This is a genomic window from Amaricoccus sp. (assembly GCF_017993425.1).
Lineage (GTDB): Bacteria > Pseudomonadota > Alphaproteobacteria > Rhodobacterales > Rhodobacteraceae > Amaricoccus.
The window spans coordinates 16,597-31,410 of the sequence record NZ_JAGOMQ010000011.1; the positions used below are offsets into that span (position 1 = coordinate 16,597).

Sequence of the window (14,814 nt, forward strand, 5' to 3'; positions counted from 1 at the left end):
CGCCGCCAGCCCGCTCCGGGCCGCTTCCGTCGGCGCCGGCGCCCATTCGTTGGGCGCCGCCCCGGCCGCGCCGCCGCCGGTGATTTTACCGTTTGATAAAAGAATCGCGCTGTGAGAGCGTCTGAGGAAGGCTCGTCACGGAGAGGTCCATGAAACCCAGCCTTGCGGGCGACGGCCCGCGCACACCCGGCATCGTGGCGGGGCGGCTGCCGCCGGCGGCGATCGCGGCGAACTTCTCCGACATCGCCCCGCGGCTCGACGACCACGAGGCGACGGTCGCGGCGGACCGCTGCTACTTCTGCCACGACGCGCCTTGCGTGACGGCCTGCCCGACCTCGATCGACATCCCGATGTTCATCCGCGAGATCGCCACCGGCGCGCCGGAGGCAGCGGCGCGGACGATCTTCAGCCAGAACATCCTCGGCGGCATGTGCGCGCGCGTCTGCCCGACCGAGACGCTCTGCGAGGAGGCCTGCGTCCGCGAGGCGGCCGAGGGCAGGCCGGTCGAGATCGGCCGATTGCAGCGCTACGCCACCGACGCGCTGATGGCCCGCGGCGGCCATCCCTTCGCCCGGGCGGCGTCGAGCGGCAAGCGGGTGGCGGTCGTCGGCGCCGGCCCCTCGGGCCTCGCCTGCGCGCACCGGCTCGCCATGCTCGGCCACGCCGTGACGCTCTACGACGCCAGGCCCAAGGCGGGCGGGCTGAACGAGTACGGCATCGCCGCCTACAAGGCCCCGGGCGGCTTCGCCCAGGCCGAGCTCGACTGGCTGCTCGGGATCGGCGGGATCGAGGTCCGCCCCGGCGCGGCGCTCGGGCGCGACGTGACGCTGGACGCGCTCCGCGAGGGCCACGACGCGGTGTTCCTCGGGATCGGCCTCGCCGGCGTCAACGCGCTCGGCGTCGAGGGCGAGGACAAGGCCGGCGTCCGCCCGGCGGTGGAGTTCATCGCCGAGCTGCGCCAGGCCTCGGATCTGGAGGCGCTGCCGGTGGGGCGCCGCGTGGTGGTGGTCGGCGGCGGCATGACGGCGATCGACGCGGCGGTGCAGGCGAAGCTCCTCGGGGCCGAGGAGGTGACCATCGTCTACCGCCGCGGCCGCGACCGCATGGGCGCGAGCCTCTACGAGCAGGATCTGGCGCTGAGCCGGGGCGTGCGCATCGTCACCGGGGCGGTCCCGATCCGCGCCATCGGCAACGGCGCGGTGGCCGAGGTCGAGTTCGCCTATGTGCGCGAAGGCGCGGCCGGGCTCGAGCCGACGGGCGAGACCTTCCGCCTCGCCGCCGACCAGCTCTTCAAGGCGATCGGCCAGCGGCTCGGCGCGGCTCCGGAGGGGCTGGCGCTCGCGGGCGGCAAGATCGCCGTCGCAGGCCCGGGCCGCACCGGCCTGCCCGGGGTCTGGGCCGGCGGCGACTGCGCCGCGGGCGGCGACGACCTGACCGTCACCGCCGTCGCCGAGGGCCGGGACGCGGCGATGGACATCCACGCCGCGCTCTCCGCGTGACGCCCGGGGCGCCATGCGCGGAAACCCTTCTCCGCCGCCGGCCTTGCGCGGCCGCCGCGCGGGGTCTAGGCGGGTGCGCGAGTGACGAGTCGGGGAGAGGGTATGCACGCGGCGCTGGAGCGGGTGCTGGACTTCGTGCGGGACAACGCGGCCTGGGCGCCCTACATCGCCTTCGCCTTCGCGCTCGCCGAGACGGTGGCCTTCATCTCGATCCTGATCCCCTCGACGGCGATCCTGGTCGGCGTCGGCGGGCTGGTCGCGACCGGCGCGCTGCAGATGTTCCCGCTCTGGCTCGGGGCCTCGCTGGGGGCGCTGACCGGCTCGACGCTCTCCTGGTGGCTCGGCCGCCGCTACGGGCCGGCCATCCTCAGCGCCGGGCCGCTGCGCAGCCAGCAGCCGACGGTCGAGCGCGGCAAGGGCCTCTTCGCCCGCTTCGGCCCGGCGGCCGTGCTGATCGGGCATTTCTTCGGCCCGCTCCGGGCGGTCGCCTTCGTCCTGGCCGGCGCCGCGGCGATGGCCTTCCTGCGCTTCCAGCTCGCCAACGTCCCGGGCTCGCTGGCCTGGGCCTACGTGATCCCGAAGTCGGGCGAGATCGGCGGCGACGTCATCGGCCATATCTGGCGCAGCCTGACCGGGGGCTGACCCCGCTCGCCCACGCCCCGACCTGCGCGCGCCCCGGCGGGGCGCGCCGTCCCGTCCTGCGTCTTGCGCCGGAGGGAGCCCCCGGTCGCGGTCTCTTCATCAATCTTGAGGAAGGGTTGATGGGAATGAAAAGCACACGCTATTTCAATAGCTTGATCTCTCTATCACGCGTGTTAGCCCCTGCAGCCGCCCGGTTTTCCCCGCGCCGGGCGACCTTGTGCGGGGATCCCTCGGAAAGGTAGAACGCCATGGCCGACCTGCGCTGCGATTTCGTCGGGATCCGCTCGCCGAACCCGTTCTGGCTCGCCTCCGCGCCGCCGACGGACAAGGAGTACAACGTCCGCCGCGCCTTCGAGGCCGGCTGGGGCGGGGTGGTCTGGAAAACGCTCGGGCTCGACCCGCACATCGTCAACGTCAACGGCCCGCGCTACGGCGCGGTCTGGGGCGCCGACCGGCGGCTCCTCGGCCTCAACAACATCGAGCTGATCACCGACCGCCCGCTCCACGTGAACCTCCGCGAGATCAAGGCGGTCAAGCGCGACTGGCCCGACCGGGCGATGGTGGTGAGCCTGATGGTGCCCTGCGACGAGGCGAGCTGGAAATCCATCCTGCCGCTCGTCGAGGAGACTGGGGCCGACGGCGTCGAGCTGAACTTCGGCTGCCCCCACGGCATGAGCGAGCGCGGCATGGGCTCGGCGGTCGGGCAGGTGCCGGAATACATCGAGATGGTGGCGCGCTGGTGCAAGGCGAACACCCGGATGCCGGTGATCGTCAAGCTCACGCCCAACATCACCGACATCCGCTATCCCGCCCGCGCCGCCTTCCGCGGCGGGGCGGACGCGGTGAGCCTGATCAACACCGTCAGCTCGATCACCTCCGTCAACCTCGACAGCTTCAGCCCCGAGCCCTCGATCGACGGCAAGGGGTCGCACGGCGGCTATTGCGGCCCGGCGGTGAAGCCGATCGCGCTCAACATGGTGGCCGAGATCGCCCGCGATCCGGAGACCAACGGCAAGCCGATCTCCGGCATCGGCGGGATCACCACCTGGCGCGACGCCGCCGAGTTCCTCGCGCTCGGCGCCGGCAGCGTGCAGGTCTGCACCGCGGCGATGACCTACGGCTTCCGCGTGGTGCAGGAGATGATCGCCGGCCTCGACCTCTGGATGGAGCAGAAGGGCCACGCCCGCCTTTCGGACGTCGTCGGCCGCGCGGTCCCGAACGTCACCGACTGGCAGAAGCTCAACCTCAACTACGTCGCCAAGGCGCGCATCGACCAGGAGCTCTGCATCAAGTGCGGCCGCTGCTTCGCCGCCTGCGAGGACACCTCGCACCAGGCGATCGCCATGCTTCCGGGCCGGGTCTTCGAGGTGAAGGACGACGAATGCGTCGCCTGCAACCTCTGCGTCAACGTCTGCCCGGTCGAGGGCTGCATCACCATGGAACGCCTCGCCCCCGGCGCGACGGACCCCCGCACCGGCCGCGTCGTCCCGGCGGAATACGCCAACTGGACGACTCATCCCAACAACCCGATGGCGCAGGCAGCGGAGTAGCCGCGGTCCCGGCACGGGGCGCCCGCACCGGGCCGGCGGGCTCTCCCGGCCGCCGCCGCCGGGACGGCGGAATAGTCCCGATACTCCGTCGGCGCGGGGCGTGCGCGCCGACGGGCGGGCTTTTTTTACCTGCGGCCGCGGCCGTCGGGGCGGCGGGGGGGATGGGCGGCGGCGGCGCGGCGCATGAGGGCGGCGACGGCGCCGGCGCAGTCGCGGGCGGCGGGGGTGCCGGCGAAGGCGGGCTGGGCGGCGCGGAGCGCGCGCGAGCGCGCCTGCACGGCGGCGACGGAGACGCCGCCCTCGAGCATTCGCGCCGCAAGCTCGACCGCCATGGCGAGCTCGAGCGGGCCGGCGGTCCGGCCGCGCAGCGCGCTCTCGAAGGGGGCGTCGAGGACGTGGTCGAGGATCAGCCGCTCGAAGGCCGCCGGCGTCGCCACCGGCCAGCCGCGCCGCCGCGCCGCCGCGGGCAGCGCCTCGCCGACCAGCGCGCCGAAGGCCCGGCGCAGGTCGCGCTCGATCTCGCATTTCCGGGACCTGTCGCCCATCCTCCGGCCGCCCGCCGACGCAGCTTCGTTCGCGCCGCCAGATAGCGCATCGCGATCGGCTGCAAAGGGCGGAACGCGCCGGCGCGGGCGCGTCAGCGCGGGAGGCTCTGGCAGCGCGCGCGGAGCTGGAAAGGGTCGGTCGCTCGCCGCCGCGGGCGCGTCAGCGCGACGCGGGCGAGAGGTTCTGGCGGCACGACCTGAACGGCAAAGGGCCGGGCGCGCGCGCCGGAACTCGCGTCAGCGCGACAGGCCCCAGAGGTTCTGGCAGCGCGAGCCGGAGCGGCAATAGGCGAAGACCGGGCCGGGCAGCGCGGCCAGCGCGGCGCGGAAGGAGGCGACGTCGGCCTCGGTGATCCGCCCGGAGACGACGGGCACATGGGCGACCGCCAGCCCGGCCGCCGCGGCGGCCTCGGCGATCTCGGCGAAGGCGACCTGGCCCGGCTCCTCGCCGTCGGGGCGGTTGCACATCACCGAGCGGAAGCCCTGCGCGGCGATCTCCGCCACGTCCCCGGGCGCGATCTGCGGCGAGGCGGCGAAGTCGGGGGAGATGCGGTTGGCTCTCATGTCTCGGGCTCCGGCGAAGGCTGCGGGCGAGCGGCCTTAGCACGCGACGCGGCGGGGGGCGAGAGCCGGGGCGCTACCGAAGCGGCAGCGCCGTGGTGTTCTTGATCTCCTCCATGGAGAGCGTCGAGGTGACGTTGAAGATCGACACCTCCTTGATTAGCGCCCGGTAGAAGGCGTCGTAGGCGCGGGCGTTCTCGACGCGGACCTTGAGGATGTAGTCGATGTCGCCGGCGAGGCGGTGGGCCTCCAGCACCTCGGGGCGCTCCTGCACCGCCTTGAGGAAGCGCGCCAGCCAGTCGGCGTCGTGCTGCGAGGTGCGGATCAGCACGAAGAAGCACGACTCGAAGCCGAGCGCCTCGGGATCGAGGATCGCGACCTCCGCCTTGATGACGCCGGCGGCCTTCATCTTGCGGATCCGGTTCCACACCGGGGTCTTCGAGGCGCCCACCCGACGGGCGATCTCGTCGAGCGGCAGGCTGCAATCCTCCTGCAGGATCGCGAGGATGTTCCGGTCGAGATCGTCCAGCGCGGCCGCCATTCCCCAACCCTCGGAAACGCGGGAACTCGTTCCCCTTCGCTGCGATCATGCCGCGATCCTTTCCTTATTTCCAGCGTCTCATTGAGAATCCGAGGGAAAATCTCCTATGTTCACGGGGAGATTCCGCTGCAGGGACGTCATGCGCCACTACCCCGTCTTCCTCGATCTGCGCGACCGCCGCGTCGTCGTCGCCGGCGCGGGCGAGGTGGCCGTGGCGAAGCTGCGCCTGCTGCTCAAGACCGAGGCGGCGATCGAGGTCTACGGGAACGCGCCGGCGCGGGAAATCCTCGACTGGGCGGCCGAGGGGCGCATCGCGCTGGTCGCGCGCGAGATCGCGGCGGGCGACGCCGACGGGGCGGCGCTGGTCTACGGCGCGGCGGGCGATGCGGCGGCGGATGCGCGGGCGGCCGGGATCGGTCGGGCGGCCGGCGCCCTCATCAACATCGTCGACGACCTCGACGGCAGCGACTTCATCACCCCCGCCATCGTCGACCGCGACCCGGTGACGGTGGCGATCGGCACCGAGGGCGCGGCCCCGGTGCTGGCCCGCAAGATCAAGGCCGAGGTCGAGGCGCTGCTGCCGGCGCGGCTCGGCGCGCTGACCCGCATCGGCCAGGCCTTCCGCTCGCGGGTCGAGACGTTGGACGGCAAGGCGCGGCGCAGCTTCTGGACGCGGTTCTACTTCGAGCGCGGGCCGCGGGCGATCGAGGCCGGCGAGGCGGCGGCGCGCGAGGCGCTGGAGCGGCTGCTCGCCGCGGGCGCCGAGGCGCGCGAGGGCTTCGTGCATTTCGTCGGCGCCGGCCCGGGCGACCCGGAGCTCCTGACGCTCAAGGCGCGCAAGCTCCTCCACGAGGCCGATGTGGTCATCCACGACCGGCTGGTGCCGCAGGCGATCCTCGAGCTCGCCCGGCGCGAGGCGACGATCCTCGGCGTCGGCAAGCAGGGCTACGGCCCCTCGTGGAAGCAGGCGGACATCAACGTGCTCATCGTCGAGCGCGCGCGGCGCGGCGAGACCGTGGTGCGGCTCAAGGGCGGCGACCCGGCGGTGTTCGGCCGGCTCGACGAGGAGATCGAGGCGGTCGAGGCGGCCGGCATCGGCTATTCCGTGGTCCCGGGCGTGACCTCGGCCAGCGCCGGCGCGGCGGCGATCGGCCAGTCGCTGACCCGGCGCGGCCGCAACTCCTCGTTCCGCGTGCTGACCGGGCACGACGTCGACGGCTTCGCCGACCAGGAGTGGCGCGAGCTCGCCCGTCCCGGCGCGACGGCCGCGATCTACATGGGCGTGCGCGCCTCCAGCTTCCTCCGCGGCCGGCTGCTGATGCACGGCGCGCGGGCCGACACGCCGGTCACCGCCGTCGAGAACGCGAGCCGCCCCGGGCAGCGCGTGATCGCGACGACGCTGGTCGAGCTTCCGAACGCGCTGGCCGCTGCGGACCCGCAAGGTCCGGTGATGCTGCTGCTTGGTCTCGAACCCCGTGCCGCCGCGGCCAGCGCGGCCGAGCTGAAGGAGGCGCTCTGACATGGCGCGCAAGTTCCACCCCCAGATGGCGACCGGCAACGACCTGCTCGAGGGGGATGTGGTCTATTTCACCTCCGAGGGCGACTGGTCGCGCGAGATCGGCGAGGCGGCGCTCGCCGTGAACCCCGAGGCGGCCGACGACCTCCTGGCCCGCGCCTCGAAGTTTCCGAACCAGGTGGTCGGCGTCTATCTGGTCGAGGCCGACATCGACGAGTGTGGACGCGCCGCGCCGGCGCATTTCCGCGAGGTGTTCCGCACCCGCGGCCCCTCCAACTATCCCCAGCATGGCCGCCAGGCGGAGCGTTCCTGATGTATCGCTACGATGATTTCGACCGGGACTACGTGAACGCTCGCGTGGCCGAGTTCCGCGAGCAGGTGGAGCGGCGCATCGCCGGCGGCCTGACCGAGGCGGAGTTCCTGCCGCTCAGGCTCCGGAACGGCCTCTATCTCCAGCTGCACGCCTACATGTACCGGATCGCCATCCCCTACGGCACGCTCAACTCGCGCAAGCTCCGCCAGCTCGCGATGATCGCCGACCGCTGGGACCGCGGCTACGGGCACATCACCACGCGGACCAACATCCAGTTCAACTGGCCGAAGCTGCGCGACGTGCCGGACATGATGCAGGCGCTGGCCGACGTCGAGATGCACTCGATCCAGACCTCGGGCAACTGCGTGCGCAACGTCACCGCCGACCACCTCGCCGGGGCGACGCCGGAGGAGATCGAGGATCCGCGCGCGACCGCCGAGCTGCTCCGGCAGTGGTCGACGGACCATCCCGAGTTCAACTGGCTGCCGCGCAAGTTCAAGATCGGCGTCACCGCCGCGCCGCACGACCGCGCCGCCACCAAGACCCACGACATCGGGCTGATCATGCGCCGCGACGAGACCGGCGCCGTCGGCTACGAGGTCAGCATCGGCGGCGGGCTCGGGCGGACCCCGCTGGTCGCCAAGGTGGTGCGCGAGTTCCTGCCCAAGGCGGACCTGCTGCCCTACATCGAGGCGATCCTCGAGGTCTATAACCTCGCCGGCCGCCGCGACAACAAGCACAAGGCCCGGCTGAAGATCCTCGTCCACGAGGTCGGGCTCGACACGCTGCGCGCGCGCATCGAGGCGGCCTTCGTCCACCGCAAGGCGGCGTTCCGCGGCGTGAGCCCGGCGCTCCTCGCCGAGATCGAGGCCGCCTTCGCGCCGCCCGCCTTCGTCGCCCTGCCGACCGACGGCTTCGAGCGCGCCTATGCGGTGGACCCGGGCTTCCGCTCCTGGGTCGACGTCAACGTCGAGGCGCACCGCCGCGACGACTACGCGATCGCGACGATCTCGCTGAAGCCGCTGGGCGGCACGCCGGGCGACATCACCTCGGACCAGATGCGGCTGGTGGCCGACCTCGCCGAGACTTTCGCCCACGACGAGCTGCGCACCACGCACGAGCAGAACCTCGTCCTGCCGCACCTGCCGAAGGCGCACCTGCCGACGGTCTACGCCGCGCTCAAGGCCGCGAAGCTCGCCACCGCGAACGCCGGGCTCGTCTCCGACATCATCGCCTGCCCGGGCATGGACTACTGCTCGCTCGCCACGGCGCGCTCGATCCCGGTGGCGCAGGGCATCGCCGAGGTCTTCGCCGACCTCGACCAGCAGCGCGACATCGGCCCGCTGAAGATCAAGATCTCCGGCTGCATCAACGCCTGCGGCCACCACCATGTCGGCCATATCGGCATCCTCGGCCTCGACCGCGCGGGGGTGGAGAACTACCAGATCACCCTCGGCGGCGACGCGACCGAGACCGCCGCCATCGGCGAGAAGATGGGGCCGGGCTTCGCCTACGACGAGATCGTGCCGGCGGTGGAGCGGCTGATCGAGGCCTATCTCGAGCTGCGGCTCGAGCCGGGCGAGACGTTCCTCGAGGCGTACCGCCGGCTCGGCGTCGAGCCGTTCAAGGCCGCCCTCTACCAGGCGGAGGCCCGCTCCGATGCGGCTTGAACGTGCAGGCGCGCTGGAAGGCGCGGCCGTCGACCGGGCGCTCGCGCTCAACCTCGCCTACGACGGCGCGCATCCCCGCGCCGTTTTCGAGGGCGCGCTCGCCGAGTTCCCCGGCGAGGTGGCGCTGGTCTCCTCCTTCGGGGCCGACTCGGTCGTGCTCCTCCACATGGCCTCGCAGATCGACCGGCACATGCCGATCCTGATGATCGACACGCTGATGCTGTTCCAGGAGACCATCGCCTACCAGGCCGAGGTCGCCGAGCGGCTCGGCCTGACCGGGGTGATCCGCCTGACCCCGGCGGCGGCGGACCTCGCCGCCGGCGATCCCGACGGCACGCTCAACCGGCGCGACCCCGACGCCTGCTGCGACCTGCGCAAGGTCCGGCCGCTGGAGCGGGTCGAGGGCCGCTGGCCGGTGACGGTGACGGGCCGCAAGCGCTTCCAGGGCGCCACCCGCGCCACGCTCGACCACTTCGAGCCGGAGGCGGGCCGGGTGAAGGTCAACCCGCTCGCCCACTGGTCCGGGACCGAGGTGCGCGCCTACATGGAGCTCCACGACCTGCCGCGGCATCCGCTGGTCGCCCGGGGCTTCCGCTCGATCGGCTGCGCCCCCTGCACCACGCCGGTCGCCGAGGGCGAGGACGAGCGCGCCGGGCGCTGGCGCGGCACCGACAAGGTCGAGTGCGGCATCCATTTCGGCCCCGACGGCCGCATCCGCCGCGCGAGCTGAGGGAGACGCCCATGCCGCTGCTCAACCGCGACGGGCCGACGCCCGAGACCTGGACCGGCGACCTGCTGCCGCCCGAGGCCCTCGCCGACGAGGCGTCTCCGCCCCCGGCCGGCCCCCTTGCCCTCGACTGGCCGAGCGACCGCGATCCCGCCGGCCTTGCGCCCTGGCTCGACCGGCTGGCGCTCGTCTGCGTGCGCTTCCCCGCGATGAGCGACGGCCGCGGCTTCTCCATCGCGCGCCGGCTGCGCGCGATGGGCTACGCCGGGCGACTGCGCGCGTCCGGCCCGCTGATCGCCGACCAGGCGGCCGCCGCCTGGGCCGTCGGCTTCGACGAGCTCGAGATCCCCGAGAGCGTCATGGCCCGCCAGCCCGAGGCGATCTGGTCGCAGGGCGCCCGGCCCTCGCGGCCGTCCTACCAGCACAAGCTCGGACTGCGCTGATCGCGCCACGCCCGCGCGCTGGCGCGCGCGCGGGGCTTTTGCAGCCGCTGGCCGCCGTGCTAGCGGCTGCCCCGTGGCCCGCGCTGCGCGGAGAAAGCCGATTCGCCTCGTTCGCCCCCTTCTGGCCGGGCTCGCCCTGGCCCTCGTCGCCTGCGGCGCGTGTGCGGCCGAGGAGGGCGGGTCGTGGTACGAGCTCTACCCCTTCACCGGGCCCTGCGCCGGCAACTGCGCGACGGCGATCTACGCCGGCTGGTACGTCGACAACTCGATGGGCCAGGTGCTGGTCACCAGTCCCGAGACGCCGTTCACCTGGGACTACGAGGGCGACTACCTCGTCGCCACCACGATCTCGCGGCGCATCGCCACCCTCTGGAAGCATGTCGACGTCGAGCCGGAGATCGGCGTCGGCCAGCGGTGGAAGAAGCAGGACGAGACCGAGGTCTGGGGCGCCTTCTTCTTCCGCTGGCGCGGCTTCCCCTGGGACGACCGCATCGTGACGACGGCGGCCGTCTCGACCGGGTTCAACTACGCGACCGACATCTCCGACAAGGAGAAGGCGCGCGCCAAGGACGGCGAGGGATCGCGGCTCATGCACTTCTTCGCGCCGGAGATCACCTTCGCGCTGCCGAGCCACCCGGAATACGAGCTCATGTTCCGCTTCCACCACCGCTCGGGCGTCTTCGGCCTCGTCAGCGACGCCTGGGGCGGCGCCCAGTACGGCACCATCGGCCTCCGCGTCCGGTTCTGAAGTCGGCCGGGCGGGCGCGCGACGTCCCCCCTCGGCTCGCGGCGGACGCCCGCTTACCCCGGAAACCGCCCGATCGTCTCCGCGAACAGCCCGCGCTCGACGTTGCCCCCAGAGGCCACCGCGACCACGTCGTCCCCCGCCAGCGCGTCGCCGTGGAACAGGGCCGCCGCCAGCGCCACCGCGCCGCCGGGCTCCAGCACGATGCGCAGATGCGCAAAGGCGAGGGCCATGGCGCGCAGCGCCTCCTCGTCGGTGACGACGAGGCCGGGGCCGGCGCGCTCGCGCAGGATCGGCAGGGTCAGCTCGCCCGGCCGCGGCGTCAGGATCGCGTCGCAGATCGAGCCGGTCAGCGCGGCGTTGCCCACCACCTCGCCCGAGGCGAGCGAGCGGGCCATGTCGTCGAAGCCCGCGGGCTCGGCGGTGCGCACCCGAAAGCCCGGCGCCTCGGCCTCCAGCGCCAGCGCGATTCCCGCGGCGAGTCCGCCGCCGCCGCAGCAGACCAGCACCTCGGCCGCGGCGATCCCCGCCTCGGCGGCGTCGGCGGCGATCTCGAGCCCGGTGGTGCCCTGGCCGGCGATCACCTCCGGGTGGTCGAAGGGCGGGATCAGCGTCAGTCCGCGCTCCGCGCGCAGCGCCTCGGCGAGCGCGGCGCGGTCCCCTTTCTGCCGGTCGTAGAGCACGACCTCGGCCCCAAGCGCGCGCGTGCCGTCGATCTTCACCGCCGGCGCGTCCGACGGCATCAGGATCACCGCCGGCGCGCCATGGGCGGCGGCGGCCCAGGCGACGCCCTGCGCGTGGTTGCCGGAGGAGAAGGCCAGCACTCCGCGGGCCCGCGTCGCCGGGTCGAGCGCCGAGACGGCGGCCCAGGCCCCGCGCGCCTTGAACGAGCCGGTCACCTGCAGGCACTCCGCCTTGACCCAGACCCGCCGCCCGGCGCGGGCGTCGAGCCCGGGCGAGGAGAGCAGCGGCGTGCGGCGCACATGCCCGCGGGCGCGGGCGGCGGCGGCGCGGATGCGGCCGATGTCGCTCACGCCCCGCCGGTCGCCCCGCCCGTCGTCCCGCCATCCTCGACCCGCGTCACCAGCGCCTCCAGCGCGGCGAGCGCCTCCGGCTCGTCGAGGAAGGGGACGTGGCCGCGGTCGGGAACCTCGGCGACGATCATGTCGGGCAGGCGGGCGCGCATCCGCGCCACCGTCTCCCGGCTGAGGAGGTCGGAGTTCGCGCCATGGACCAGCGCGACCGGCAGCCCCGCCAGCGCCTCGAAGAGCGGCCAGAGGTCGACGGGCGGATGGTCCGCCGTCGCCTCGAAGGCGTCGCGGATGCGCGGGTCATAGTTGAGCGCCAGCCCGTCCGGGGTCGCGTCGAACCAGCGGCCGGCGAGCGACAGCCACTTCTCCCGCGACAGCCCGGGGAAGCGCGCCCCCATGCGCCGCGCCAGCGCGTCGGCGCCCTCGTCGAGCGTCTTCGCCCGCGGCGCGATCCCGAGATAGGTCATGATCGCCCCGAGGCCCTCGGGGTCGAGCTCCGGCCCGATGTCGTTGAGGAGCGCCCCCGCCAGCCGCGCCTTCGCCGTCGCCGCGAGGAACATCGCGACGATCGCCCCGCGCGAGGTGCCGACGATGGTCACCTTCTCGAGGCCGAGATGGTCGAGGAAGGCGACCACGTCGGCCGCCTCGACCGGGACGGAGTAGCGCGACCAGTCGGGGTCGCGGTCCGAGGCGCCGCGGCCGCGGAAGGTCAGCCGGATCAGCCGATGCCGGCCGCCGAGCGCGGCGGCCAGCTCGTCGAAGTCCGAGCCGTTGCGGGTGAGCCCGGGCAGGCACAGGAGCGGCAGCCCCGCGCCCTCCTCCTCCCAGGCGAGCCCCAGCCCGTCCGGGGTGACGAAGCGGTTCATCCGGCCTCCGCGCAGCCGCCGGCCGTTAACCGGCGGTGAAAAAGTGGCAAGCCGGATTCCAGCCGGATTCCAGCCGCGTTCCAGCCCGGATTTTCCGGGCCGTTCCAGAGGGTTGACGCCCTTCCCACGGAAGGGGCCGAAAATCCCCTCACAGGTTCTCCGCCTGCGCCATGCCGATGGCGTGATAGCCGCCGTCGACGAAGATGATCTCCCCCGTCGTGCAGGCCCCGAGGTCGGACAACAGGTAAACCGCCGTCCCCCCCACCGCCTCGAGCGTCGCGTTCGCCCGCAGCGGCGCATTCATCTCCGCCGCCCGATACACCTTGCGCGCCCCGGCGATCGCCGCCCCGGCGAGCGTCCGCATCGGCCCCGGGCTGATCGCGTTGACCCGGATCCCCTGCGGCCCGAGGTCGTTCGCCAGATACCGCACGCTCGCCTCCAGCGCCGCCTTGGCCACGCCCATGACGTTGTAGTTCGGCGTCACCCGCTGCGAGCCGATATAGGTCAGCGTCACGATCGACCCGCCCTCGGTCATCAGGGCCGCGGCCCGCCGGGTCAGGTCGACGAGGCTGTAGCAGGAAATGTCGAGCGAGTTCAGGAAGTTCGACCTGCTCGTATCCAGGAACCGCCCGTCGAGCTCCGCCTTGTCGGAATAGGCGACGGCGTGGACCAGGAAGTCGAGCCGCCCCCATTCCTCCGCGAGCCGCCCGAAGGCCGCATCGAGGCTCTCCGGGTCGAGCACGTCCGCCGGCATGACCAGATGCGCGCCGAGGCTCTCGACCAGCGGGATCACCCGCCGCCCGAAGCCCTCGCCCTGGTAGGTGAACGCCATCTCCGCCCCCTGCGCGGCGAGCGCGCGGGCGATGCCCCAGGCGATGGAATGGTCGTTCGCGACCCCGAGCACGAGTCCCCGCTTGCCAGTCATCAGACCGGCGCTACCCATGGAAACGGCTCATGGCGAGCGTCGCGTTGGTGCCGCCGAACCCGAACGAGTTCGAGATCACCGTGTCGAGCCCGGCATTGTCGATCCGCTCCGTCACGATCTCGCCCGGCCGCAACGCCGGGTCGAGCTCGGTGATGTTGGCCGAGGCGGTCACGAAGTCGTCCCGCAGCATCAGGAGGCAATAGATCGCCTCCTGCACGCCCGTCGCCCCAAGAGAATGGCCGGTCAGGCTCTTGGTCGAGCTGATCTTCGGCATGTGCTCTTCACCGAACACCCGCCGGATCGCCTCGACCTCGGCGATGTCGCCCACCGGCGTCGAGGTGCCGTGGCTGTTGATGTAGCCGACCTTGCGGTTGCCGAGCGTCGACAGCGCCAGCCGCATCGACCGCTCGCCGCCCTCGCCGCTCGGCGCCACCATGTCGTACCCGTCCGAGGTCGCGCCGTAGCCCGTCACCTCGGCATAGATCTTCGCCCCCCGCGCCAGCGCGTGCTCGAGCTCCTCCAGCACCACCACGCCGCCGCCCCCGGCGATCACGAACCCGTCCCGCGTCGCGTCGTAGGCCCGGCTCGCCGTCTGCGGCGTGTCGTTGTACTTCGAGCTCATCGCCCCCATCGCGTCGAAGAGGCACGACAAGGTCCAGTCGAGCTCCTCGCCCCCCCCGGCGAAGACGATGTCCTGCTTGCCGAACTGGATCTGCTCCACGCCGTTGCCGATGCAATGTGCGGAAGTCGAGCAGGCCGAGGTGATCGAGTAATTCACCCCCTTGATCTTGAATGGCGTCGCCAGCGTCGCAGAGTTGGTCGAGGACATGCAGCGGGTGACCATGAACGGCCCCATCCGCTTCGGGCTGCCCTTCTCCACGGTGATCTTGTGCGCCTCGAACAGGTTCATCGTCGAGGGACCGCCGGAGCCCATGATGAGGCCCGTCCGCTCGTTCGACACGTCCGACGGCTCGAGGCCGCTGTCCGCGATCGCCTGCTCCATGGCGATGTAGTTGAACGCCGCGCCGTCGCCCATGAAGCGCATCTGGCGCTTGTCGATATGCTCGGCGGGCACCAGCTTCGGGCGCCCATGGACCTGGCTGCGGAAGCCGTGCTCGGCGTAGTCCGGCGCGAAGCTGATCCCCGAGCGGCCCGCCTTCAGCGAGGCGGCGACCTCCTCGGCGTTGTCGCCGATGGACGAGACGATGCCGAGGCCGGTGACGACGACACGGCGCATGGG

Annotated in this window: 16 protein-coding genes; 9 read left to right on the forward strand and 7 right to left on the reverse strand. The window is 72.6% G+C overall.

Annotated elements, in window-relative coordinates; genetic code table 11:
- The first annotated feature begins 149 nt into the window (after positions 1–149).
- The 3 genes from KBB57_RS07010 (at position 150) to preA (ending at position 3,691) form a co-directional block, all read left to right on the forward strand.
- Positions 150–1,499: an NAD(P)-dependent oxidoreductase gene (locus KBB57_RS07010; RefSeq protein ID WP_290747996.1), complete on the forward strand. Its 1,350-nt coding sequence runs from the start codon at positions 150–152 to the stop codon at positions 1,497–1,499.
- Between the two features lie 102 nt (positions 1,500–1,601).
- Positions 1,602–2,141, forward strand: coding sequence for a DedA family protein (locus KBB57_RS07015; RefSeq protein ID WP_290747997.1), 540 nt, complete (start codon positions 1,602–1,604; stop codon positions 2,139–2,141).
- 248 nt (positions 2,142–2,389) lie between these two features.
- A complete protein-coding gene (preA, locus tag KBB57_RS07020) occupies positions 2,390–3,691 on the forward strand; it encodes an NAD-dependent dihydropyrimidine dehydrogenase subunit PreA (RefSeq protein ID WP_290748000.1) in 1,302 nt (433 codons plus the stop codon).
- A gap of 125 nt (positions 3,692–3,816) precedes the next feature.
- On the opposite strand, the gene KBB57_RS07025 is transcribed toward preA, so the two are convergent.
- From KBB57_RS07025 to KBB57_RS07035, 3 genes are all read right to left on the reverse strand, one after another.
- Positions 3,817–4,236 (reverse strand): hypothetical protein, encoded by a 420-nt coding sequence (locus KBB57_RS07025; RefSeq protein WP_290748002.1) that lies wholly within the window; start codon positions 4,234–4,236, stop codon positions 3,817–3,819.
- Positions 4,237–4,473: 237 nt separating this feature from the next.
- Positions 4,474–4,800: a TIGR01244 family sulfur transferase gene (locus KBB57_RS07030; RefSeq protein WP_290748004.1), complete on the reverse strand. Its 327-nt coding sequence runs from the start codon at positions 4,798–4,800 to the stop codon at positions 4,474–4,476.
- 73 nt (positions 4,801–4,873) lie between these two features.
- Positions 4,874–5,338, reverse strand: a complete 465-nt coding sequence (locus KBB57_RS07035) for an Lrp/AsnC family transcriptional regulator (protein ID WP_290748005.1) — start codon at positions 5,336–5,338, stop codon at positions 4,874–4,876.
- 139 nt (positions 5,339–5,477) lie between these two features.
- On the opposite strand from KBB57_RS07035, the gene cysG reads away from it, so the two are divergent.
- The 6 genes from cysG to KBB57_RS07065 all read left to right on the forward strand — a co-directional run bounded on the left by cysG (position 5,478) and on the right by KBB57_RS07065 (position 10,755).
- Positions 5,478–6,857 carry a siroheme synthase CysG gene (gene cysG / locus KBB57_RS07040; protein WP_290748007.1) on the forward strand — a complete coding sequence of 460 codons (1,380 nt, stop codon included), beginning with the start codon at positions 5,478–5,480 and terminating at the stop codon, positions 6,855–6,857.
- Between the two features lies 1 nt (position 6,858).
- Positions 6,859–7,167 (forward strand): DUF2849 domain-containing protein, encoded by a 309-nt coding sequence (locus KBB57_RS07045; RefSeq protein WP_290748009.1) that lies wholly within the window; start codon positions 6,859–6,861, stop codon positions 7,165–7,167.
- Positions 7,167–8,837 (forward strand): nitrite/sulfite reductase, encoded by a 1,671-nt coding sequence (locus KBB57_RS07050; protein ID WP_290748012.1) that lies wholly within the window; start codon positions 7,167–7,169, stop codon positions 8,835–8,837. The genes KBB57_RS07045 and KBB57_RS07050 overlap by 1 nt, the downstream gene beginning before the upstream one ends.
- Positions 8,827–9,567 (forward strand): phosphoadenylyl-sulfate reductase, encoded by a 741-nt coding sequence (locus KBB57_RS07055; protein ID WP_290748015.1) that lies wholly within the window; start codon positions 8,827–8,829, stop codon positions 9,565–9,567. The genes KBB57_RS07050 and KBB57_RS07055 overlap by 11 nt, the downstream gene beginning before the upstream one ends.
- Positions 9,568–9,578: 11 nt before the next feature.
- Complete coding sequence (locus KBB57_RS07060) at positions 9,579–10,007, forward strand: DUF934 domain-containing protein (RefSeq protein WP_290748017.1); 429 nt, start codon at positions 9,579–9,581, stop codon at positions 10,005–10,007.
- Positions 10,008–10,080: 73 nt separating this feature from the next.
- Complete coding sequence (locus KBB57_RS07065; RefSeq protein ID WP_290748019.1) at positions 10,081–10,755, forward strand: hypothetical protein; 675 nt, start codon at positions 10,081–10,083, stop codon at positions 10,753–10,755.
- Positions 10,756–10,808: 53 nt separating this feature from the next.
- Here the strand turns inward: KBB57_RS07065 and KBB57_RS07070 are convergent, their stop codons facing one another.
- From KBB57_RS07070 to fabB, 4 genes are all read right to left on the reverse strand, one after another.
- Positions 10,809–11,786 (reverse strand): threonine/serine dehydratase, encoded by a 978-nt coding sequence (locus tag KBB57_RS07070; protein ID WP_290748022.1) that lies wholly within the window; start codon positions 11,784–11,786, stop codon positions 10,809–10,811.
- Positions 11,783–12,649, reverse strand: coding sequence for an alpha/beta hydrolase (locus tag KBB57_RS07075; protein ID WP_290748026.1), 867 nt, complete (start codon positions 12,647–12,649; stop codon positions 11,783–11,785). Before KBB57_RS07075 ends, KBB57_RS07070 begins: the two co-directional genes overlap by 4 nt.
- A gap of 148 nt (positions 12,650–12,797) precedes the next feature.
- Positions 12,798–13,592, reverse strand: coding sequence for an SDR family oxidoreductase (locus KBB57_RS07080; protein WP_290748028.1), 795 nt, complete (start codon positions 13,590–13,592; stop codon positions 12,798–12,800).
- Positions 13,585–14,811 carry a beta-ketoacyl-ACP synthase I gene (gene fabB, locus KBB57_RS07085; RefSeq protein WP_290748030.1) on the reverse strand — a complete coding sequence of 409 codons (1,227 nt, stop codon included), beginning with the start codon at positions 14,809–14,811 and terminating at the stop codon, positions 13,585–13,587. The genes KBB57_RS07080 and fabB overlap by 8 nt, the downstream gene beginning before the upstream one ends.
- Positions 14,812–14,814: the final 3 nt, after the last annotated feature.

Bases quoted from the DNA above. Each gene is read 5' to 3' on its own strand.
- KBB57_RS07025 (WP_290748002.1), bottom strand. From the start codon at position 4,236: ATGGGCGACAGGTCCCGGAAATGCGAGATCGAGCGCGACCTGCGCCGG.
- KBB57_RS07030 (WP_290748004.1), bottom strand. From the start codon at position 4,800: ATGAGAGCCAACCGCATCTCCCCCGACTTCGCCGCCTCGCCGCAGATC.
- KBB57_RS07045 (WP_290748009.1), top strand. From the start codon at position 6,859: ATGGCGCGCAAGTTCCACCCCCAGATGGCGACCGGCAACGACCTGCTC.
- KBB57_RS07015 (WP_290747997.1), top strand. From the start codon at position 1,602: ATGCACGCGGCGCTGGAGCGGGTGCTGGACTTCGTGCGGGACAACGCG.
- preA (WP_290748000.1), top strand. From the start codon at position 2,390: ATGGCCGACCTGCGCTGCGATTTCGTCGGGATCCGCTCGCCGAACCCG.
- KBB57_RS07055 (WP_290748015.1), top strand. From the start codon at position 8,827: ATGCGGCTTGAACGTGCAGGCGCGCTGGAAGGCGCGGCCGTCGACCGG.
- KBB57_RS07080 (WP_290748028.1), bottom strand. From the start codon at position 13,592: ATGGGTAGCGCCGGTCTGATGACTGGCAAGCGGGGACTCGTGCTCGGG.
- KBB57_RS07050 (WP_290748012.1), top strand. From the start codon at position 7,167: ATGTATCGCTACGATGATTTCGACCGGGACTACGTGAACGCTCGCGTG.
- KBB57_RS07060 (WP_290748017.1), top strand. From the start codon at position 9,579: ATGCCGCTGCTCAACCGCGACGGGCCGACGCCCGAGACCTGGACCGGC.
- KBB57_RS07010 (WP_290747996.1), top strand. From the start codon at position 150: ATGAAACCCAGCCTTGCGGGCGACGGCCCGCGCACACCCGGCATCGTG.
- cysG (WP_290748007.1), top strand. From the start codon at position 5,478: ATGCGCCACTACCCCGTCTTCCTCGATCTGCGCGACCGCCGCGTCGTC.
- KBB57_RS07035 (WP_290748005.1), bottom strand. From the start codon at position 5,338: ATGGCGGCCGCGCTGGACGATCTCGACCGGAACATCCTCGCGATCCTG.
- KBB57_RS07075 (WP_290748026.1), bottom strand. From the start codon at position 12,649: ATGAACCGCTTCGTCACCCCGGACGGGCTGGGGCTCGCCTGGGAGGAG.
- fabB (WP_290748030.1), bottom strand. From the start codon at position 14,811: ATGCGCCGTGTCGTCGTCACCGGCCTCGGCATCGTCTCGTCCATCGGC.